A 21559-nucleotide genomic window follows, 5' to 3' on the forward strand; every position below is an offset into this window, starting at 1 on the left:
TCCACACCTGTCGCCCCCACGGCATAGACTCGTCACGGTCTTCGTCTCATACTCAGGAGCGCCTTCCTTGTCCGCTGTGTTCCCGGCCGCCACCCCTCTGTCCGGATTGGCGCGGATCGCGCTCGCCGACGACCAGTTCCGCAAGGTCGCCGAACTCGCCGGTTCCGCCGAACAAGCACTGGTCGCGCCGCCCGCCGTACGTCCGTTCGTCGCCGCGGCCCTCGCCGAGAAGGCTCCACTACTCGTCGTCACCGCCACCGGTCGCGAGGCCGACGACCTCACCGCCGAACTCGCGGAGATACTCGGTGAATCCGCGGTGCAGTTCCCATCGTGGGAGACGCTGCCGCACGAGCGGCTGTCGCCGAGCGCCGACACCGTGGGTAAGCGACTCCAGGTGTTGCGCCGGCTGGCCAGGCCCGACGACCGAGACCTCGGTTCCGAATTGCGCGTCATCGTCGCAACCGTGCGCTCGCTCGTACAGCCCATGGCGCCCGGGCTCGGTGAGATCGAGCCGGTCACCCTGCGGGTCGGCTCGGAACACGACTTCGACACGCTCGTCGAGCGCCTCGTCGAGCTCGCTTACGCGCGCGTCGACATGGTGGGCAAACGCGGCGAGTTCGCCGTCCGCGGCGGTATCCTCGACATCTTCCCGCCCACCGCCGACCATCCCGTCCGTGTCGAATTCTGGGGCGACGAGGTCACCGAGCTGCGACCGTTCTCCGTGGCCGACCAGCGATCGATTCCCGACGTCGAGGTCGCGACCGTCATCGCCACTCCCTGCCGGGAACTGCTGCTCACCGAGGCGGTCAAGGAACGGGCGGCACAACTCGCGAAGGACAACCCGGCCGACGCCTCGCTCGTCGAGATGCTCGACAAGATGTCCGGCGGCATTCCCGTCGAGGGCATGGAGGCGCTCCTACCCGTCCTGCAGCCCGGCGAGCTGCAGTTGCTCACCGACGTCCTGCCGTCCGGCACGCACGTACTGCTGTGTGATCCGGAGAAAGTACGGACCCGCGCCACCGATCTGATGCGCACCGGCCAGGAATTCCTCGAGGCATCGTGGACGGCGGCGTCGATCGGCGGCGCCGCACCTCTGGATGCAAGCAACCTCAAGGGTGTCGACGGCAAACCGATGGACCTCGCGGCATCGTCGTACCGGTCTCTGCGGCAGGTCCGCGAAACCGCCCAGGCGAACAGCACACCGTGGTGGACGCTGTCGCCACTCGCCTCGGGGGCCGACACCGAAACGGTGCTCGACGTGCAGTCGGCCCCCGAGGTGCGCGGCTCCGAGGACCTGCTGTCGATGCTGTTCGTGAACCTGCGCGCACATGTCACCACAGGTGGACGCGCCGCGATCGTGGTCGCGGGTACCGGCACAGGGCTGCGCGTCCTCGAGCGGCTGAAGGAGAACGAGGTCCCCGCGGCCAAGCTCGAACCCGGAGCGGAGCCCGTCCGCGGGCAGGTCGGGGTCATCAAGGGCGCGCTCCACGAGGGGCTCGTGCTCGCAGGGGGCGGCGACAATCAGGTCCCCGGGTTGGTGCTGGTCACCGAAGCCGATCTCACCGGCAACCGCGTCACCGCAGCGGAAGGCCGCAAGACCCCGGTCAAGCGTCGTAATCAGGTCGATCCGCTGGCACTGACCGCCGGCGACTATGTGGTCCACGATCAGCACGGCATCGGCCGCTTCGTGGAGATGGTCGAACGCACCATCGGCGGCGCCCGACGCGAGTACCTCGTGATCGAGTACGCCGCGAGCAAGCGTGGTCAGCCCGGCGACCGTCTGTTCGTCCCGATGGAATCGCTCGATCAGCTCTCCCGCTATGTCGGCGGCGAGCTGCCCGCCATCAGCAAGCTCGGCGGATCCGACTGGGCCAACACGAAACGTAAAGCGCGCAAGGCAGTTCGGGAGATCGCCGGCGAGCTGGTACGGCTGTACGCGGCGCGCCAGGCCTCGCCCGGTCATCAGTTCGGCCCCGACACCCCGTGGCAGAAGGAGATGGAAGACGCCTTCCCCTTCACCGAGACGCAGGACCAGCTCACGGTCATCTCCGAGGTCAAGAACGACATGGAGAAGGCTGTGCCGATGGACCGCGTCGTCATCGGCGACGTCGGCTACGGCAAGACCGAGATCGCCGTGCGTGCCGCATTCAAGGCGGTGCAGGACGGCAAACAGGTCGCGGTGCTGGTGCCCACGACTCTGCTCGCGCAGCAGCACCTCCAGACATTTACCGAGCGGATGGCGGCGTTCCCCGTGGCGGTGAAGGGTTTGAGCCGCTTCACCGACGCGGGCGACTCCAAGGAAATCCTCGCGGGTATGGCCGAGGGCGAGGTCGACATCGTGGTGGGCACCCACCGTCTGCTGCAGACGGGTGTGCGGTGGAAGGATCTCGGCCTGGTCATCGTCGACGAGGAGCAACGATTCGGCGTCGAACACAAGGAGCACATCAAGGCGTTGCGCACCCACGTCGACGTGCTCACCATGTCTGCCACTCCGATCCCGCGCACACTCGAGATGAGCATGGCGGGGATCCGTGAGATGTCGACGATCCTCACACCGCCGGAAGAGCGGCACCCGATCCTCACGTACGTGGGTGGATACGCCGACAAACAGGTGGCCGCGGCCATCCGCCGCGAGCTGCTGCGCGACGGCCAGGTGTTCTACGTGCACAACCGGGTCAGCTCGATCGAGAAGGCCGCCAAGAAGATTCGTGAGCTCGTCCCCGAGGCACGTGTCGTGGTGGCGCACGGGCAGATGAACGAGGACACCCTCGAGAAGACCGTGCAGGGATTCTGGGAACGCGAGTTCGACGTGCTGGTGTGTACGACGATCGTCGAGACCGGTCTCGACATCTCCAATGCCAACACCCTGATCGTCGAGCGTGCCGACGCGCTCGGCCTGTCGCAGCTGCACCAGTTGCGTGGCCGCGTGGGCCGTTCGCGTGAGCGCGGCTACGCGTACTTCCTCTATCCGCCCGAGAAACCGCTCACCGAAACGGCATACGACCGGCTCGCGACGATCTCACAGAACTCGGATCTCGGTGCCGGTATGGCGGTCGCGATGAAGGACCTCGAGATCCGCGGCGCAGGCAACGTGCTCGGCGCCGAACAGTCCGGTCACGTCGCGGGCGTGGGCTTCGATCTGTACGTGCGGCTCGTCGGCGAAGCGGTCGAGGCGTTCCGTGCCGCCGCCGACGGCACACCGGTCACGACGGACGAGGCCCCGAAGGAGGTGCGGGTGGATCTGCCCGTCGACGCGCACATCCCCGCCGATTACGTCACCTCCGATCGCCTGCGGCTCGAGGCGTACCGGAAGCTCGCCGCCGCCACCGACGACTCGGCGATCAGCGCAGTCATCGACGAACTCGTCGACCGCTACGGTCCGCTGCCCGAGGAGGTGCGCAGGCTCGTCTCGGTCGCGAAGCTGCGGTTGCTCGCGCGTGAGTACGGACTCGAGGAAATAGCGGTTGCCGGTACGCAGTTGAAGATTTCGCCGATGGAGCTTCCCGACTCGAAGCAGATGCGACTCAAGCGTCTGTACCCGACGGCGCAGTACCGCGCCACGAGCGGCACCGTGCAGTTGCCGCTACCGCGGACCGGTGGGATTGCGTCCGATCGCGTGCGCGACGTCGAACTTCTTCAGTTCATCGCCGATTTCCTCCTCGCCATGGATGGGAAGCCGCAGGGTTCGGTGGATGTGCGGGTCGAGGCCGGGACGCAGGTCTGAGCGAGCGATGACGGACACGGGAGACGCACTGAGTCGAGCCGCCGAGGTGATGGACCGCCTCTGGTCCTTCGGCGGCTGGGAAGTCACCCAGACGCACGAGAGCCTGCGGCGCTACCTGGTCGAGGAGACCTACGAAGTTCTCGACGCCATCGACTCGGGTGATCCCGACCTGTTGCGTGAAGAGCTCGGAGACCTGTTGTTGCAGGTGTTGTTCCACTCGCGGATCGCCGAGGCTGCGGGGCAGTTCACCGTCGACGATGTGGCGGCGACGTTGGTGGCGAAGCTGGCTGCGCGTAGTCCGCACCTGACCAACGGTCATACCGGTCCGCTCGATGTCGCCGAACAGGAAGCGGCGTGGGAGGCGGCGAAGGCCGCAGAGAAAGCCCGTGTGTCGTGCCTGGACGGAATCGCCTTTGCGCAACCGGCACTTGCATTGGCAGACAAGGTGATCGACCGTGCTACGAAGGCAGGTCTGCCGGAACATCTCGTACCGGCCGCACTGCGCACGATCCGGATCAGTGGTGACGGCAGCGCCGAGGACAGCCTGCGCACCGCGACGAGACGCTTCATCTCGGCGATCCGGGCAACCGAACGTGCTGCGCACGCCGAGGGCATCGGGTGCGGCGGCCTCGACGCGGGTGCGTGGACGCGGTACTGGGTCGAGTGAACCGGTCAGCTGCTGGGCCGGCCGGACGACAGTGAACCCGATGCCAGGCGGCGCGGTTCGGCTCTGGCGCGTAAGGCCGGAGCCACGGGACGCCCGCGCAAGTGACCGTCGACGGAGCCGGCGTCGAGTGCCTGCCGGTAGATTCTCATCGCACCGCGAGTCGCTTCGATGGTGACGGCCAGATCATCGTCGGTGTGGGCAGCCGAAACGACGAACGACTGGGCCAGAACGCCGCGCATGAGCAGTTCCTGGAGGAACAGCGTCCGGAACTCCTGGGATGGGCGGTGCTGTGCGTCGCGGGTGACGAACAGCAGACACGACGGCCGGCCCACCACCTCGACGAACTCGTCGACGCCGAGTTCCGTGGCCGCGGCATTGATCGCGTCGGCAAGTGTCCGGCCGGCCCGTTCCATCTTCGTGATGGGGCCTTCGGTGGCGTAGGCGTGAACGACCGCCCGGAAGGCCGCGAGCGAACCGCTTTCAGGGCCGTGGGTGGTCGAGAGCAGAAAAACCCGGTCGGCGTCGGTTCGCAGTCCACCCAACTCCATGATCTCGCGGCGTCCGGCGAGCGCCGCAATGGGAAATCCGTTGCCCATCGCCTTACCCCAGCACGAGAGGTCGGGGCGCACACCGTACAGCCCCTGCGCTCCGTGCTCGGACCACCGGAAACCGGTGATCATCTCGTCGAAGACCAGAAGTGCACCGTGCCGGTCGCAGAGTCGACGGACTTGTTCGAGGAAACCGGGTTCGGGCTCCTGTGTGGCGGTGGCAGCTTCGAGCAGGACGCACGCGATGGGGTGAGTGGTAAGTGCATCTTCGAGAGAAGCGACATTGTTGAAGCGGAAACGGACTGTCCGTTCCACTGTGCAATTCGGTATACCCGCACGCATCGGTGTCGTGCCGATGAACCAGTCGTCTACCGAGAAGAACGGTTGTTCGCACACCGCCACATGTTCGCGTCCTGTCACGGCACGGGCCAGGCGTACGGCAGCGGTGGTCGCATCCGAACCGTTCTTCGCGAACTTGACCATGTCTGCGCCGGGCACGAGAGTCAGGAATTCCTCGGCTGCCGCTGCTTCGAGAACGCTGGGACGCGTGAAACTGGTACCGCGCGCGATCTCGGCACAGACAGCGTCGACCACAGGTCCGTATCCGTGACCGAGCGTGACCGCGCGCAAACCCATCCCGTACTCGACGAAACTGTTGCCGTCGGCATCCCATACGCGCGCCCCGCTGCCGTGATCGATTATGGGTGCCATCGACTCCGGGTATTGGTCGGCGCTGCGCGCATATGTGTGTGCGCCACCGGGAACGAGGTCGTGCAGGCGTGCTTGCAGGGCGTTGGAGCGAGTAAATACCGGAGCGCCGGGCGATTCGTAGCGTGCCATGGTAAGTCTCCGAACTCAGAAGAAATCGTAGAACCGAGTGTGCACCCGTTGTGGTCGCGGGTCGAGTACCGGCACGAAAGTCCTTTCGGAAGTGCCATGGACGCACCGGTATCGGTACGGTAGCGTAGAAATCGCACTTGTCGCGCCTGTCGAATCCTGCCACCCGAGATCCTTCGACGACGGACGTGTGATGACCGACAGCACAGTGGATTCTTCTTTTCGTACTCGCGAGGATCTGCGGATTCTCGTGGACAACGGCGAGTATTGGCTCAACAACAAGGGAGATCTGGCGATCTTGCACGTCACCGTGCGACGGTTACGTGAACGGTGGCCGCAGGCGCGTATCGGTGTGCTCACCAATGCTCCGGCGCTGCTTCGTGCTTTCGAAGGCGAGGCCGTGCCGGTGTGCTATCGCAGAGGGGGAAGCTGGACGACGGCCGGGGGACTGTGGGGCATCACGCGATTCGCGGGGCCGCGAGTTGTCGGTACCGCGTCCGAATTGTGGTGGAGCGCATCGACACCTCCGCGAAACGTTGTGCGCCGAGCCCGCGACGTGGTGTCTGCAGCGAGGGGTTCGTCGGAGTGGGGCACGGACGTGCGGAACCGTCCTGACGCCGAGAGTTTCGAGGTTCCCGTGGTCCGGCGAGACGGGGGTCTGCTGCCTGACGCCGTCGACGATGCGTCGCTGGTGATCGCAATGGGCGGCGGGTATCTTACCGACGTCGACGGCTACCAGGCGCATCGAACCCTTGCGCTCCTCGAGCGGGCCGTCGAACGGGGCGTGCCGACTGCGCTGCTCGGGCAGGGAATCGGCCCGATGCAGGACCCGGCCTTGCTCGCGCACGCCCGCAGAGTACTGCCCCGCGTCGACCATATCGCCCTGCGGGAACGTCACAAGGGTCCGGATCTTCTTCGGAAGATCGGTGTTTCCGACTCACGGGTCGTGATAACCGGCGACGACGCGGTCGAACTCGGCTACGGTGCTCGCCGGCAGCAATTCGGTACGGACCTGGGCGTATGCCTGCGGGTGGCGGGTTATTCACCTGTGCATCCACGCGCACAGGAGACCGTCGGGCGGGTGGTGCGTGCGACCGCGGATCGGACCGGGGCCGCGTTGGTGCCGTTGATCGTGTCCGAGCATGAACATGAGGATCGCCGCGCGACGATGCCCTTGATTGCGGGGCATCCCTCGGCATTACGGCCGTTGCACAGGTTTGTGGGCGCCGAGCGGCTCGCGGCCGAGGTATCGCGGTGCCGGATTCTCGTCACAGGTGCCTATCATGTCGCGGTCTTCGCGCTTTCTCAGGGAATTCCGGTGGTCGGTCTGTCTGCATCGCGGTACTACGACGACAAGCTCGGTGGACTGGGGGATATGTTCGGCCTGGGTTTCGACCTCGTGCACCTCGACAGTCCCGACCTGTCGGACCGACTGGACGACGCTGTACGACGGCTGTGGCATGAAGCGGAAGTACTGCGAGCTCCGCTTCGAAAGCGGGCAGTGATTCAGATAGATTCCGGCAGAAGGTCATTCGATTCCATCGCCGAGCTTGTGCGGTAGCCACCGTGTGCAGGCCCGTCTGCGATGTCGGCAGGCGTGCTTGCGCGGAGATCGTGGTCGGCCCGCCACATCGGTTCCGTGATCGCCCACAGGTCGTGGTCTCGTCGCCGGCCTCCGACGTCGAGGTAGTCGGCCATGGTGCCTTCGTACTCGAGGCCGGCTCGCAGGGCAAGGTGCCGCGCGGGAACGTTGTCCACACAAATGGCTGCGGCGAGTCGTCGGATGCCCAGCTCACCGAAGACGAAGTCGAGGAACAGGGTTGCGGTGTCCGAAGCGATACCCTCATGCGCGAGTTCGGACGACATCCACAGGCCGATCTCAGCGGTGCGTGCGGCGGTATCGATGTGCAGCAGATCGCACTGTCCGGAGAATTGTCCGTCGACGGATAGGGCGAAATAGATTCCGGTACCGGATCTTTCGTCAATCCGCATGCGGATGATGTGACCGATCCATTCGTGCTCGGAATGTTGTCGTTCCCAAGACAGCTCGGAGGTGACCCAGAACGGCTCGAGTATGGCGCGGTCGCGCATTCTCAGTGCACTCCACTCTGCGGCGTCTGCCATCCGAGGGGGGCGAAGAACCACGTGGTGTCCGTGCACGTTCACGGGACCGAGGGTACGCGTGTTCCGGTTGCGCCGGTGCGGGGCCAGGGCTCGGCGGAGCGGCCGGAGACGGTATTCCGCGATGGCCAGCGCTCTGGAGGGCAATGTCGAGCTCATGGGGAACTCCTGCCGTCGGGTCGCGCCGGTGCGCGTCGGTCATGGAGAGAATCCACCAAGAAAACAGGGAATAGCACACAATAACTGTTGTAAAACAAACTTCAATCCTGTTACATAGTGTTCGGCAGGATTTGAAGTTCGATGTCGGTTGGTGGCGACGCGAAGTCGCCGGCACCACACCCGGACACCGGAATGCGACACCTATGAACCGCTCCACACTCCGGATTGCGTTGGAGGTCCCGTGACCACGCTCAACACCCAGATCGGCTGGGTCCTACGTCGCTGGCCGCTGGTGCTCGCCATTGCGCTCCTGGCCACACTCGCCTCGGTCGCAAGTACTGCTCGCAGCGAAACCCTTTACACCGGCAAATCAGCGTTGATCCTCTCCGCCAGATCTCCGGAGCAGGACGCCGTGCTGGTGCGTGGATTCGTCGAGATCTTCAACGATTCCGCCTATCAAGCCAAGCTCCACTCACTCACGGACCTCCCGGATGGCGGTGCGGCTGAAGAAGGCCGGACCGGGCACCATCGTGCCGTGGGCGAGCATCGGCACGTTCGGGGACGACGCGGTCATCGTGCGCGGGCCGGACGCGGTCGGCGAACCTGACGCAGCGATCGCGTCCCTGACCGGTAAGGACCACGAAGTGGTCGGCAAACGCATGCTGACCGCGGCCGGAAACGAGCTGGGTACCGTCGCCGACGTCGATTTCGATCCTGGATCCGGGGCGATCGTCGCTTTGCTCGGCGAGGCCGGGGACGTGGCCGGGATCGGCCTGGTCGGGGTCGGCTCCTACGCTGTGGTCGTCGACGCCCGCTGAGATGTTCTGCCGATGCTCGGGCTCGCGCAACCGGCAGATCCAGTCACTCGAACCCGGGGATAAGGGGGAACCACCACCAAGGAATCGACATGACCAGCAGCCACCACCCACCGACCGGACCCCTACCTCTGATCGACGCCCGCGGTCACCGCGGGTACGTCGAGCGTCTGGTTCTCGGTCCGGCCGAACGCCCCGATCAGAACACCCGCTGGCACCAACGGCTCCCCGGCCCGCAGACCCCCGGCATGGTCAGCACCATCACCATGCTGTTCGGGTTCTGGGTGGCGATGTCGCCGTTCCTGTGGCACGAACCCGGCACCGACTTCTGGACCGCTGCCCGCTGGAACGAGCTCCTGATCGGATCCGTACTCGTTGTCCTCGGGCTGGTCCGGCTGGCCCGGCCCGTGCGCGTGCTCACCGCCACCACGCTCGGTGGGCTGGCCGGGGGATGGCTGATGCTCTCACCTTTCGTATTCGGTTACGGTCCCGGTGCCGATGCCACCCCCGCCACCGTCAACGACTTCGTCGTCGGCCTGACTATTCTTGCTGTCACTGCCCTTGGGCACGCCGACGCCCGCGCCACCCTCACCGCCACCGACTGATCATCCCTATCGGCGCCTGCCGTCATCACTGCCTGCGGGTAGGGGTCACGAGGCACAGTGCGCCGTGTCGCGCGGCTCACTCTCGGTTGGTGCCGATGCTCCCGGCGGGCGTGACCTGTAAAGCGCACGCGCGGCATTGAGCCGTGAGCATGGACGGACAACAACTTTCCTCGCGGACCCCGAACCGCCCGGGGCGCTGCTGCGTCGGGTAAAGGGGGCCAGGCACTCGCCCGGATCCTCGAAGTCCGCCGCGAGCTTGCCGACTGTTACTCAGCGATCCCGCTGCAGGCTACCGAGCTGGGTCGGCGCCGACGCACTGCACGACCTCGCTTCTGCGCAGCTCGTACCGGCCCGGTGTAGCACTCTTGAAATGACCACGGATCAACGGCAGAGAATGACCACGCTCGAATCTGCGGACCATGCTGCCGTGTTCAACCGGCGTGTGTCTTCAGGATGGACGTCAGCTCTTCCGCATACGCGAGCTGGATGCGCAGCCGTGCGCAGCTGTCCTCGGCGCGCTCATGAAACACCGCCAGCACCGCCCGCGCGGCGACCACCGACTTGCGCGCCGCGTCGGAGTCAGCGATGACATCGAGGGCGTCGAGCACCTCACGCATCTCCTCGAGGGTGAACCCCAACGGTTTCATCCGCCGGATCACCAACAGCCGCTGCACGTCCTCCTCGGTGTAGAGACGGAAACCCCCGGCGCTACGGGCGGACGGGGTGACCAGGCCCAGCTCGTCGTAGTGACGGATCGTCTTGATCGACAGCTCCGTGCGCGCGGCCACCTGCCCGATCTGCATGTGGCCCGAATCGATCATCACTGCCTGCACCCTCTCGTCCTGGTCGAACATCCACCGTAGCGGGCCAAGACCTACCAATTCGAACTCTACCCTTACGGGAGGGTAGTGTTTCGTGCGATCTGTGGTCGCGACATCGCCTTCCCGGCCACATGCGGGCCCCGCCCGGTTTCCCATCCCTTCGCCGGAGAGAAGACAGTCCTGTGACCACACCTGCCGAAAACACCCCGGGCCTCCACGAGGCGCGCACCGATCAGACCACCTCGGTGCGCGCTGCTCTTCGTTCCCCACGCCGTCTGAAAACTGAGGTCCTTGCCGGTCTCGTCGTTGCACTGGCACTGATCCCGGAGGCGATCTCGTTCTCCATCATCGCCGGGGTCGACCCCCGGATCGGGTTGTTCGCCTCGTTCACGATGGCCGTGACCATCTCCATCGTCGGCGGCCGCCCGGCGATGATCTCCGCCGCCACCGCCGCCATCGCACTGGTCATCGCCCCTGTCGCCCAGCAACACGGACTCGACTACTTCATCGCCACCGTCATCCTCGCCGGCCTGCTGCAGGTAGTGCTCTCGGTGCTCGGCGTGGCCAAACTGATGCGGTTCCTCCCGCGCAGCGTGATGATCGGCTTCGTCAACGCCCTGGCCATCTTGATCTTCACCGCGCAACTGCCGCACCTGATCGACGTGCCCATCCTGGTCTACCCGCTGGTCGCGGTCGGGCTGGTCGTGATGTTCTTCCTGCCGAAGGTCACCTCGCTCGTCCCGGCGCCGCTGGTGGCGATCGTGTTGCTCACCGGGGCGGTGCTTGTCTTCGGCTGGGACATCCCGAACGTCGGCGACGAAGGGGAACTCCCCGAATCCTTGCCGGCCTTGTTCTTCCCCGATGTGCCGCTCAATCTCGAGACGTTGTCGATCATCGCGCCCTACGCGCTGGCGATGGCGCTGGTGGGCCTGCTCGAATCGCTGATGACCGCCAAATTGGTCGACGACATCACCGACACCCACTCGAACAAGACCCGTGAAAGCTGGGGACAGGGTGTGGCGAATCTGGTCACCGGGTTCTTCGGCGGCATGGGCGGCTGCGCGATGATCGGCCAGACCATGATCAACGTCAAGGTCTCCGGCGCCCGCACCCGCATCTCCACGTTCCTGGCCGGGGTGTTCCTGCTGATCCTCGTGGTCGGTCTCGGCGATATCGTCGCGCTGATCCCGATGGCCGCGCTGGTGGCGGTGATGATCATGGTCTCCGTGGCCACCCTGGACTGGCGCAGTATTCATCCGCGCACGCTGAAGCTGATGCCGCGCAGCGAAACCCTCGTCATGGTCGTCACCGTCATCGCCACCGTCGTGACGCACAACCTCGCGGTCGGGGTGATCCTGGGCGTGGTCACCGCCATGGTGCTGTTCGCCCGCCGGGTCGCACACATGACCACCATCGAGAAGATCGGGGACGCCGACACCGACCAGGACGGCACGCTCGACACCCGCGTCTACAGGGTGCACGGCGAGTTGTTCTTCGCCTCGTCGAACGATCTCGTCTATCAGTTCGACTATGTCGACGACCCGGAGAATGTGGTCATCGACCTCACCAGAGCCGATATCTGGGATGCCTCCACCGTAGCGACCCTCGATTCGATCCAGCGCAAATACGCGAGCAAGGGCAAGCACGTCGAGATCATCGGTCTCGACGGGGCCAGTCTCGATCGTTTGGATCGGCTCTCCGGGCGTCTCGGTGAGAGTCACTGACCACCCCCGCGTTCCTGCGTGCCGGGGTCTGTGGGTGCGCCAGCGAACAACTCGAGACGGTGTTCCTGCCAGCGCTGCATCACCTGCGGAACCTCGGCGCACATGAACCGGTAGTACTCCAACGTCTCCCGGACACGACGTGCCCCCGGGCCGGCCTGATCCAGCAATTCGACACCCTCGGCCAGAAACGCGACCCACCGCTCCATCACCTGTTGGCGTTGGCGGCTGATCGCAGACCAGACGTCGTCGTCGTAGACGCGGTAGCTGTCCTTCCGGGCGCCGGGCTCGCGCTCACGACCGAGCAAACCGGTGTGAACCAGGTAGTTCACCGCACCGGAGATCGCAGCCGGACTCACCCGCAGCCCGTCGGCGAGTTCCTTCGCGGTATATCGTTCGGCGTCGTCGGCGAGGACGAACGCGAACACCCGCGCCGGCATGCGGGGCATGCCGCCATCTGTGAGTAAGAGGGCGAACTGCTCGACAAACCGCAGCACCGCCTCTTGGTGCGGATCGTCATGGGTGGACTGCACCCGAACCTCCTCGAGTTTCAACAACATTCAGTGCATTCAGAACATTCACAAACTTATGAAATGATCGTAGCATAGCTCTCATGACCAACGCCATTGCTGTTGCGGGGCTGTACAAATCGTTCGGTCGCGTCCACCCGCTCGACGGCCTCGACCTCGAGGTCGCGCAGGGCGAGGTGTACGGCTTCCTCGGGCCCAACGGGGCCGGAAAGACCACCACCATCCGGATTCTGCTCGGCCTGCTCAAAGCCGATCGGGGCACCTGCACAATCCTCGGCGGAGACCCCTGGCACGACGCGGTGTCACTGCACCGACGCCTCGCCTACGTACCCGGCGATGTCGAACTGTGGCCGACTCTCACCGGCGGCGAATCGATCGACCTGTTCGCGAGACTGCGCGGCGGAGTCGACACGCGACGGCGCGACGACCTGATCGAACGGTTCGACCTCGATCCATCCAAGAAGGGCCGCACCTACTCCAAGGGAAACCGCCAGAAAGTGGCGCTGATCGCCGCTCTGGCGTCCCATACCGAATTGCTGCTCCTCGACGAGCCGACCACCGGCCTCGACCCGCTGATGGAAGTGGTCTTCCAGGACATCGTCCACGAAGCCACCTCCGCGGGCGCGACGGTACTGCTGTCGAGCCACATCCTGGCCCAAGTGGAGAAACTCGCCGACCGGGTCAGCATCATCCGGCACGGACAGACCATCGAATCCGGCACCCTGGTGCAACTGCGGCACCTGACAAGAACAGCGGTCGAGGCCGTGACCGTCGAGCACGTCGCCGGGCTGGATCAGCTCGACGGGATCCACGACGTCGTCACCGAAGGCGATCGTGTGCGATTCTCCGTTGACGGAGCCGCGATCGACGCCGCCATCGGTGTCCTCAAGGACGCGGGCATCCGGTCGTTGATCAGTCACCCACCCACCCTCGAAGAACTCATGCTCCGTCACTACGGAGACGAACTCGCAGGAAACGACCACGAAGAAGCGGTGCCGCGATGACCACGATGGCTACTGCGCACAAGGCCGGGCGTGCTCCCCGATCCGGTTTCGGACAGAAGGAATCGTTCGCCGGCACCGGCACCCTCATCCGCTTCATCATGCGCCGCGACCGGATCAAGTTGCCGGCGTGGATCCTCGGAATCACTCTGGTGGTGCTGTACTACGGCGTTGTGCTGCAACAGCTCTACCAGACGCCGGAGGATCTGCAGTCGGTGGGCCAGTTCGGCCGAGGCGTCATGGGGGCTCTCATTTCCGGGCCTGGGTTCGGACTCGCGAACCCCACTCTGGAACTGGTCATCGTCGGCGTGTACGGCCTGTATGTGATGCTGCTCGCCGCGCTGATGAACATCCTGCTGGTCTCGCGGCACACCCGAGTCGAGGAGCAGACCGGCCGCGCCGAACTGGTCCGCGCCGATGTCGTCGGCCGGCACGCGCCGCTATCGGCAACTCTGATCGTCGCCGCGTCGGCCAACATCGTGCTCAGCGTGCTGCTGGCCGGTGCGATGGCGGCTGCGGGTCTCGACACCAGCGATGGACTGCTGTTCGGTGCGAGTGTCGGCGCCGCCGGTCTGGTGTTCGCCGGTGTCACTGCAGTCACGGTTCAGGTCACCGAATTCTCCCGCGCAGCAGCAGGGTTGGCCGGTGCCGCATTGGGTGCAGCGTATGTTGTCCGTGCCGCCGGTGACATGCTCCGGGACGGTGGCAGCCCGCTGTCCTGGTTTTCTCCGTTGGCGTGGTCGCAGCAGACCAGGCCGTACGCAGACGGCCGCTGGTGGCCGTTGCTGCTGTCGGTGGGCTTCTTCGTGGCCACCGCCGCCGTGGGCTACGCCTTGTCGGCGCGGCGCGACCTGGGCGCGGGCATGATCGCGCCGCGGCGCGGGAACCGCGAAGCGCCGGCATGGTTGAATTCGCCGGCCGCTGTGGCGTTCCGGCTGCAGCGGTCCGCGCTGGTGTGGTGGGCGTTCGCCCTCGCTCTGGCCGGCGTCGTCTACGGCGCCATCGCCCAACCCCTGGTCGACGCATTCGAGGAGATGCCCGAAGAGATGGTGCAGGTCATGGGCGGCGACCCGACCCGCATGCTCGACGGCTACCTCGCCACGATGGCGTTGTTCGATGCCCTCATCGTGGTCGTCTTCGTGATCCTCGGCGTCCAGTCGCTGCGCGGTGAGGAGACCACAGGACGGGTGGAGCCGGTGTTGGCCACCGCAACCGGGCGCGTGGCGTGGATGGGCGGCTACATTCTGGTGCTCGTCGCAGGCGCGGCCGCGCTGCTGGGTGTCGTCGGTGTGGCGTTGGGGGCGGCGAGCGCGATGTCGGTCGGCGACCTCGGCTACGTGTGGACGATTCTCGGTGGTCACCTGGCGTTTGTTCCGGCCGTGTGGGTCGTGCTGGCGGTCGCGGCGTGCCTGTACGGGGTCCTGCCGCGGGCTGTCGGTGCAGTATGGGCTGTGTTCGGGTTCGCAATGATCATCGGCACCTTCGGGCCGCTGATGGACCTTCCGTCGTGGGTTGCTGATCTGTCCCCGTTCGAGCACATCGCGCGCCTGCCGATGGACACGCTGTCCTGGACCCCGCTGATCGTGCTCACGATCGTCGCGCTCGCGGTCTCCGCGATCGGCCTGGCGGGTTTCCGCCACCGCGACCTGGAGACCACCTGACCACACTCTGGTCTGGACAGCTCAGCTCCGGTCGGCGAAACGTTCGGTGTCACGGACCTGGCCCGAGACGATGATGGTGTCTCCCGGGGCGAGGACGGTATCGGCGGTGGCGTAGGTGAAGCCTTCGCCGGGTCGTTTTATTGCCACCACGGTGACTTTGTACGTCGATCGGATGGTGGTCTCGGCAAGGCGCTTTCCGATCGTGAAGGCCGGTGGGGCGGTCTTGACCATGGCAAAGCCGTCGTCGAATTCGATGTAATCGCTCATTCTTCCGCGGACCAGGTGCGCGACACGTTTACCCATGTCGTGCTCGGGCCTGACGACGTGGTGCACGCCGATCTGGGTGAGGATCTTGGCGTGGGCGTTGCTGATGGCCTTGGCCCAGATGTTGGGGACCTCCATGTTGATCAGCGCCCTAGGTTGGTCTGCAGGCAGGGGGAGGTCTGCCGGGGCGCTATACCGCTCAACATATCCGCATTGAGGTCCTGCGAACCGTGCGTTCAGTGGCCGCAAGAACCCCGGGCGGGTGTGCTGTTGCCATCGCTTAATGTTAGTCACTAACATAATGAGATGGGTCCCTCCGAACGCACCCGAGAACGACTCCAGGCAACAGCAGTCAGCCTGTTCGCCGAGGAAGGCTACGACGCGGTCACCGTCGACCGGATCGCTGCCGCCGCCGGCGTGTCCCACATGACGTTCTTCCGGCACTTCCCATCCAAAGACGCGGTGCTACTGGATGATCCGTACGACCCGGTCATCGCAGAGGCAGTGGCCGCGCAACCGGCCGACAACAGCCCCCTCGAACGTGCCTGCCACGGCATTCTCACCGCCTGGACACGCATTCCCGAGGAGCACCTCGGCGACGTGCGACTCCGCCTGCAGATCGCGGTATCGCACCCGGTCCTGCGGGCACGGATGTGGGAGAACACCCTCGACACCCAGGAAGCGATCGCCGGCGCACTCCGATCCCACGGAGTGTCCACACTCGATGCCGACGTGGCCGCCGGGGCGTGCGTGGGGGCCTTGATGGCGGCATTGACCGACTGGGCCCGACACGGCGAAGAAGCCCTCGGCGCCCGGATCACACAGGCGATGCACCTACTGGTACCGCAGGCCGAGTCATGATCGACACCGGAGCTGCGCTACTCGAATGCCGAAATGTGCGCACCCGCTACGGCGCGGCCGTCGTGCTCGACGATGTCAGCACCGAGGTCAAATCCGGGGAAGTGCATGCCTTCGTCGGTCTCAACGGTGCCGGGAAGACGACTTTGATGCGCCTGTTTCTCGGCATGATCGAACCGGACGAGGGCACCGTCCTCGTCGACGGGCGTGCGCCGACGACGATGCCCGCACGGTACTGGACCGGGATCGGGCACCTGGTCGAAACGCCTTTCGCCTACCCGGAATTGACCGTCCGAGAGAACCTGCGCATGGCGGGACGTCTCGCCGGTCTGTCCATCCGGAACGCCCACGCCGCTGCCGACCGCTGCATCGAGGAACTGGCGCTGACACGGTGGGCGACGGCGCGAGTGCGGAAACTGTCGATGGGCAATCGCCAACGGCTGGGACTAGCCGCGGCATTGATCGCCGACCCGCATCTGCTGATCCTGGACGAGCCGACCAACGCACTCGACCCGGCCGGGGTCATTCTGGTGCGCACCCAGTTGCAGCGGTGCCGCGAGCGCGGTGCGGCGGTGATGGTGTCGAGCCACCATCTCGATGAGGTCGCTCGCGTCGCGGACCGCATCACGGTCGTCAATGCCGGTCGTATTGTCGGCTCACTGGACCCGGACGGGATCGATCTCGAGCGGCAGTTCTTCGACCTGGTGTACCACGACAGCGAGGCGAGACCATGACCGCCACCGAGCAACTCCGCGTCGCCCTTGCCGTGGAATGGATGAAATTCCGGCGGGCACGGCCGGTGTGGACAGCGACCGCATTGCTCACGATCGGCATGATCGCCTTGTCTGTCCTCACCCTCGGTGCCGTCGATGGCGCCAATCCGGCCATCGCGGGAAAAGCGCAGTCGATGGTCGACGGCGGCGGACAAGCGGGCTTGTTCGCCGCCGCCGCCACGATCGTCTCGGCCGGAGGCCTGCTCGGTTTCGGAGTGGTCGCGGGCTGGGTCTTCGGTCGGGAGTTCACCGACGGTACGATCACCGGTCTGTGGGCCACCTCAGTCGCGCGGTCTGCCGTCGCCACCGCCAAACTGTTGCTGCTGCTTGCGTGGAGCTTGGCCACCACGGCCGTGCTCGCTGCGGCGCTGACGATCGTGAGCCTGCTGCTGGACACCGCTGCTGCTGATACCTCCACTGCCGCACTGGCAGGTAAATTCATGGTGATTGCCGTGCTGACCGCGGGGTTGGCGACGCCGTGCGCGTGGGTTGCCACCGTGGGCCGGGGTTACCTTCCCGCGATCGGAACGGTCATCGCCATCGTGCTCGTCGCCCAGATGGCGGTCATGGCCGGGGCCGGCGGCTGGTTTCCGTTCGCTGCCCCCGGACTGTGGGCGGCCGGTCCGCAGGCCGGCACGGTCACCGGAGCGCAGTTGGCCTTCACTCTCGTCGTTCCCGTCGCCTTCTCGGCATTGACGGTCCAATCGTGGCGCCGGCTCACCCTCGCGAACTAGGGCGTCGTCGGACCATACGCGCGCCGGTACGAATCGTTTCGGAACGGGCGCTACACAAGATACGGTGATCGGCGGTGTGCCGGGAAGTCTGGTCGGCGAGCAGATGAGCGCTGGACAGACGCAGGAGGCACCGTTGAGCACAGCCAGAGGCCCGGGCCGGGTGCCCGGGTGATCCTCACTGACGCCGGACGCACACCGGCTCGGGTGTCGTGATGGTCGCCGAGAGATGGCGTCGACACACGAGACGCTCAGACGCCCTCACTCATCAGCCCTGGTTCGCGCTGGTAGGTGTGCTGCAGGTGCCACAGGACCAGACCAGCCCCGGTCGAGCGATCGTCCGCCGGATCGGATACGCCCTGGCCGCCCTGGCCCTGGTGGTGCTGGTGGTCTACCTCGACCGCGACGGCTACACCGATTCACAGGGCAACGAGCTGTCACTGCTGGACTGCATCTACTACGCCACGGTATCCCTCTCGACCACCGGCTACGGCGACATCGCCCCGGCGACCGACCACGCGCGGATGGTCAACATTCTGATCATCACGCCCCTGCGGGTCTTCTTCCTCATCGTGCTGGTCGGCACCACTCTGTCGGCCCTGACCGCGAGTTCTCGTGACGCGTGGCGCGTCCAACGCTGGCGCCGCCGGGTGCGCAACCACACTGTGGTCGTTGGATACAGCACCAAGGGACGCGCCGCGGTGGACGCAATGCTCGGCGACGGCCTACCCCCCTCGGAAATCGTCGTCGTCGACACCGACCCGACCGCCCTCGAAACCGCCGCAGGGCAAGGTCTGGTCACCGTGCAGGGTTCGGCCACGAAATCCGACGTGCTCCGCCTCGCCGGGGTGCCGCGCTACAGGTCGGTCGTCGTCGCCGTCGACCGCGACGACACCGCGGTGCTGATCACCCTCACCGCCCGCGAACTCGCCCTCACCGCGAAGATTGCCGCGGCGATCCGCGAATCGGAGAACACCCACGTAGTACGCCGGTCCGGAGCGGACACCGTGGTGATCTCCTCTGAAACCGCAGGTCGTCTGCTCGGGGTCGCCACCGCCGCACCGAGCGTGGTGCAGACACTCGAAGACCTGCTCACCCCCGAAGCCGGATACTCCATCGCCGAACGGCCAGTAGAGCCCGACGAGATCGGCCATGCGCCGCGGGACCTGCTGGACATCGTGCTCGGTGTCGTGCGCGGCGGCCATCTGCTGCACGTCGGTTCCCCTGAGGTGAGCACCATCGAGGTCGGCGACAGGTTGCTCTACATCCGCCGCAACTCCGACTGACACCGTCGAACCCGGTGGTCGACGCGCTACGGCGCAGAGATCGATTCCCGTGCTGTACGGTAAGCGGCGGTGCGCCGGGAAGTCTGGTCGGCAAGAACGTCATTGTTGCTGTCGACCCCGGAGGCCCCCATGTTCTCGTCGTCCCATCGTGTAGACGCCTGTCCTGTGCCCGCCTGCCCTGACTGCGGCGATGCGCGATCGGCGCAGTGACCGACCCTCGAACGAGGTACCCGTACCGCAGTCCCGGCGACCACGCCACGGTGCAGGCGGCATGCCGCCGTGCGCTGCAAGCCTCGCGGACTCGATGCGAGGTACGGCTCGTCGACACTGAGCTGGGAGCCACCGGTGTGCTGGTCGCCGGACAGCGAACCTCATTGCCTCCCGCAGTGCTCATTCCTGGCGCAGAGGCCACGGCCGCGACCATGACCGCAGCGATCGAGACAGTCGGCCGGTCGAGGCAGGTCTTCGTCCCCGACCCACCCGGGATGCCTGGTTTGAGTGCACCGAGACGACCGGAACGGCATTTCTGGTCCGCGTACGGGCACTGGCTCGACACGACGCTTCCGTTGCTCACGACAGACCCGGTGATGCTGGTGGGGCACGGACTCGGAGCAGGCATTGCCCTGGCGTCGTCCTGTGAACACCAGGTCACCCAGCTTGTCTTGATCGACCCGGTCGGACTGTCTCCGATTCGGCAGCCGGTGCCACTCAGATGGCGCCGATCGCTGTGGAGAGTCAACGCCGACGAACAGGCCACCGGTCGGCTCCTGCAATCCCTCACCGCCCCCGGCTTTCGGCCCGACCCGGCAACACTCGCCGTGCTCTGCGTCATCGGCGCGCACTACCGGCCGCCCCGCATTCCCCGCCGCTTTCCCCAGGAATCGATTCGCCGGTGGACACGCCGGACACCGATCACTGCGACGGTCGGCGAGTACGACCCATTCATGGCCGGCCCGGCACGTCGCGCGCTGCCGGCACGTTTGCCCGAGGCATCGGTCCGCACGCTGGACGGTGTCGGGCATTTCCTGCCTCTCGAAGCACCGGAACGTTTCGCCGAGCTGATCAGCGGTGTGACGACAGTTGAGTCGACACCGCGCAACGATCACAGCTGATGGCTACAGCAACTCCCGAGGACACCTCATGCCTAAAAGTCTTTCCGCTCTACCTTTCCTCTCCCGCGGCTCCTGGGATGACTCCCGCCGAGTGGCGGAGATCCTCCGGAAGGAAACCGTCGGTGGTGTATTGCTGCTGATCGGTGCACTGGCTGCATTGATCTGGGCCAACACCGCCTGGTCCGATTCCTACCATGCGTTACGCGATACCACCGTCGGTCCCGCCGCACTGCACCTGGATTTGTCTTTGGGCACGTGGGCGGCGGACGGGCTGCTCGCGGTGTTCTTCTTCGTCGTCGGTGTGGAGCTCAAACGCGAATTCGTCGAAGGCAGTCTTCGAGATCTGAGGCGCGCAGCGATGCCCATCACCGCCGCACTCGGCGGCATGGTCGTCCCGGCACTGATCTTCGTTGTGATCAATCTGCGCGGCGGGGCCGAGGCCTTGAACGGTTGGGCAGTCCCCACAGCCACCGACATCGCCTTCGCGGTGGCCATCCTCGCCGTGATCGGCGCCCACTTGCCGTCTGCCCTACGAACTTTCCTGCTCACCCTCGCCGTGGTTGACGATCTGCTCGCCGTGACCGTGATCGCGATCTTCTACACCGACGAGCTGAACCTGTTCTACCTCGGCGCAGCGCTGATCCCGCTGCTCGCCTTCGGTTTCGCGCTCAGACGGGGCATGCACGCATGGTGGCTGCTGGTACCTCTCGCGGCCGTCACGTGGTGGCTCGTGCACGAATCCGGGGTGCACGCCACCATCGCCGGCGTCCTGCTCGGTTTCCTCGTCCCCGTCTCACGCTACGTCGACGGAAAGAAGGTCTCCGTTGCCGAGCACATCGAGCACCGGATCCGGCCGCTGTCGGCCGGCCTCGCGGTACCGGTGTTCGCGTTCTTCGCCGCCGGTGTCACGGTCGGTGGCCTCACCGGTCTGACCGAGGCCCTGACCGACACCATCTCCGTGGGGGTGATCGCCGGATTGGTGCTCGGCAAGGTCGTCGGCATCTTCGGTGTCAGCTATCTGGTGGCCCGATTCACCCGTGCCCATCTGGACGACGAGCTGAGCTGGGTCGATGTTCTCGGGGTCTCGCTGCTCGGCGGCATCGGTTTCACCGTATCGCTGCTGATCGGCGATCTCGCATACGGTGCGGGCACGGTCGCCGCGGACCATGTCAAGGTCGCGGTCCTGGCCGGTTCGTTGCTCAGCGCGGTACTCGCCTCGGTGGTCCTGACCGTCCGTAATCGCGCCTACCGTCGGATTGTCGCCCTCGAACAGGTCGACGACGACGGCGATGGGATTCCGGACGTCTACCAGGATCGGTAACCGG

Annotated in this window: 18 protein-coding genes and 1 pseudogene; 14 read left to right on the forward strand and 5 right to left on the reverse strand. The window is 65.8% G+C overall.

Translation table 11 applies throughout. The features are described 5' to 3' along the window. Positions 1–67 precede the first annotated feature (67 nt). Both mfd and ACFWCF_RS18050 read left to right on the forward strand, forming a co-directional pair. On the forward strand, positions 68–3724 hold the full coding sequence (gene mfd, locus ACFWCF_RS18045; protein WP_378563987.1) for a transcription-repair coupling factor: 3657 nt from the start codon (positions 68–70) through the stop codon (positions 3722–3724). Further along, a complete protein-coding gene (locus ACFWCF_RS18050; protein WP_378563989.1) occupies positions 3693–4391 on the forward strand; it encodes a MazG family protein in 699 nt (232 codons plus the stop codon). Before mfd ends, ACFWCF_RS18050 begins: the two co-directional genes overlap by 32 nt. Positions 4392–4396: 5 nt before the next feature. On the opposite strand, the gene ACFWCF_RS18055 is transcribed toward ACFWCF_RS18050, so the two are convergent. Further along, a complete protein-coding gene (locus tag ACFWCF_RS18055; protein WP_378563991.1) occupies positions 4397–5779 on the reverse strand; it encodes a glutamate-1-semialdehyde 2,1-aminomutase in 1383 nt (460 codons plus the stop codon). Positions 5780–5969: 190 nt separating this feature from the next. On the opposite strand from ACFWCF_RS18055, the gene ACFWCF_RS18060 reads away from it, so the two are divergent. After that, positions 5970–7337, forward strand: coding sequence for a polysaccharide pyruvyl transferase family protein (locus tag ACFWCF_RS18060; RefSeq protein ID WP_378563993.1), 1368 nt, complete (start codon positions 5970–5972; stop codon positions 7335–7337). Here ACFWCF_RS18060 and ACFWCF_RS18065 read toward each other — a convergent pair. After that, positions 7283–8056, reverse strand: coding sequence for a GNAT family N-acetyltransferase (locus ACFWCF_RS18065; RefSeq protein ID WP_378563996.1), 774 nt, complete (start codon positions 8054–8056; stop codon positions 7283–7285). The two genes, ACFWCF_RS18060 and ACFWCF_RS18065, sit on opposite strands and share 55 nt — an antisense overlap. A gap of 491 nt (positions 8057–8547) precedes the next feature. Here ACFWCF_RS18065 and ACFWCF_RS18070 point away from each other — a divergent pair, with 491 nt between their 5' ends. Both ACFWCF_RS18070 and ACFWCF_RS18075 read left to right on the forward strand, forming a co-directional pair. After that, a complete protein-coding gene (locus tag ACFWCF_RS18070) occupies positions 8548–8874 on the forward strand; it encodes a PRC-barrel domain-containing protein (protein ID WP_378563999.1) in 327 nt (108 codons plus the stop codon). A gap of 89 nt (positions 8875–8963) precedes the next feature. Further along, the gene (locus ACFWCF_RS18075) at positions 8964–9476 is read left to right on the forward strand and encodes an SPW repeat protein (RefSeq protein ID WP_378564002.1); all 513 of its coding nucleotides are present in this window, start codon (positions 8964–8966) and stop codon (positions 9474–9476) included. Between the two features lie 431 nt (positions 9477–9907). Here ACFWCF_RS18075 and ACFWCF_RS18080 read toward each other — a convergent pair whose 3' ends face one another. After that, positions 9908–10279: a MerR family transcriptional regulator gene (locus tag ACFWCF_RS18080; protein ID WP_378564088.1), complete on the reverse strand. Its 372-nt coding sequence runs from the start codon at positions 10277–10279 to the stop codon at positions 9908–9910. Positions 10280–10479: 200 nt separating this feature from the next. Between ACFWCF_RS18080 and ACFWCF_RS18085 the strand changes: the two genes are divergently transcribed. Then, positions 10480–12021: a SulP family inorganic anion transporter gene (locus tag ACFWCF_RS18085; RefSeq protein WP_378564005.1), complete on the forward strand. Its 1542-nt coding sequence runs from the start codon at positions 10480–10482 to the stop codon at positions 12019–12021. Here the strand turns inward: ACFWCF_RS18085 and ACFWCF_RS18090 are convergent. Further along, entirely contained in the window at positions 12015–12551 is a 537-nt protein-coding gene (locus ACFWCF_RS18090) for a GbsR/MarR family transcriptional regulator (protein ID WP_378564008.1), read from the reverse strand. The two genes, ACFWCF_RS18085 and ACFWCF_RS18090, sit on opposite strands and share 7 nt — an antisense overlap. An 80-nt stretch (positions 12552–12631) precedes the next feature. Here ACFWCF_RS18090 and ACFWCF_RS18095 point away from each other — a divergent pair, with 80 nt between their 5' ends. Together ACFWCF_RS18095 and ACFWCF_RS18100 are read left to right on the forward strand one after the other, a co-directional pair. Then, complete coding sequence (locus ACFWCF_RS18095) at positions 12632–13552, forward strand: ABC transporter ATP-binding protein (protein ID WP_378564011.1); 921 nt, start codon at positions 12632–12634, stop codon at positions 13550–13552. Then, positions 13549–15210, forward strand: coding sequence for an ABC transporter permease (locus ACFWCF_RS18100; protein WP_378564014.1), 1662 nt, complete (start codon positions 13549–13551; stop codon positions 15208–15210). Before ACFWCF_RS18095 ends, ACFWCF_RS18100 begins: the two co-directional genes overlap by 4 nt. A gap of 21 nt (positions 15211–15231) precedes the next feature. On the opposite strand, the pseudogene ACFWCF_RS18105 reads toward ACFWCF_RS18100, so the two are convergent. Then, positions 15232–15624 (reverse strand): annotated as a pseudogene (locus tag ACFWCF_RS18105) (potassium channel family protein); the annotation flags it as partial. Between the two features lie 156 nt (positions 15625–15780). Here ACFWCF_RS18105 and ACFWCF_RS18110 point away from each other — a divergent pair. From ACFWCF_RS18110 to nhaA, 6 genes are all read left to right on the forward strand, one after another. Then, a complete protein-coding gene (locus ACFWCF_RS18110) occupies positions 15781–16335 on the forward strand; it encodes a TetR/AcrR family transcriptional regulator (RefSeq protein WP_378564017.1) in 555 nt (184 codons plus the stop codon). Next, on the forward strand, positions 16332–17066 hold the full coding sequence (locus ACFWCF_RS18115; RefSeq protein ID WP_378564020.1) for an ABC transporter ATP-binding protein: 735 nt from the start codon (positions 16332–16334) through the stop codon (positions 17064–17066). The genes ACFWCF_RS18110 and ACFWCF_RS18115 overlap by 4 nt, the downstream gene beginning before the upstream one ends. Continuing rightward, positions 17063–17839, forward strand: coding sequence for an ABC transporter permease (locus ACFWCF_RS18120; protein ID WP_378564023.1), 777 nt, complete (start codon positions 17063–17065; stop codon positions 17837–17839). The genes ACFWCF_RS18115 and ACFWCF_RS18120 overlap by 4 nt, the downstream gene beginning before the upstream one ends. A 212-nt stretch (positions 17840–18051) precedes the next feature. Beyond that, positions 18052–19122 carry a potassium channel family protein gene (locus ACFWCF_RS18125; RefSeq protein ID WP_378564026.1) on the forward strand — a complete coding sequence of 357 codons (1071 nt, stop codon included), beginning with the start codon at positions 18052–18054 and terminating at the stop codon, positions 19120–19122. A gap of 206 nt (positions 19123–19328) precedes the next feature. Next, complete coding sequence (locus ACFWCF_RS18130) at positions 19329–20234, forward strand: alpha/beta fold hydrolase (RefSeq protein WP_378564029.1); 906 nt, start codon at positions 19329–19331, stop codon at positions 20232–20234. 91 nt (positions 20235–20325) lie between these two features. Further along, the gene (gene nhaA, locus ACFWCF_RS18135) at positions 20326–21555 is read left to right on the forward strand and encodes a Na+/H+ antiporter NhaA (RefSeq protein WP_378564091.1); all 1230 of its coding nucleotides are present in this window, start codon (positions 20326–20328) and stop codon (positions 21553–21555) included. Positions 21556–21559: the final 4 nt, after the last annotated feature.

Source organism: Rhodococcus sp. NPDC060090, assembly GCF_042729855.1.
Classification (GTDB): domain Bacteria; phylum Actinomycetota; class Actinomycetes; order Mycobacteriales; family Mycobacteriaceae; genus Rhodococcus.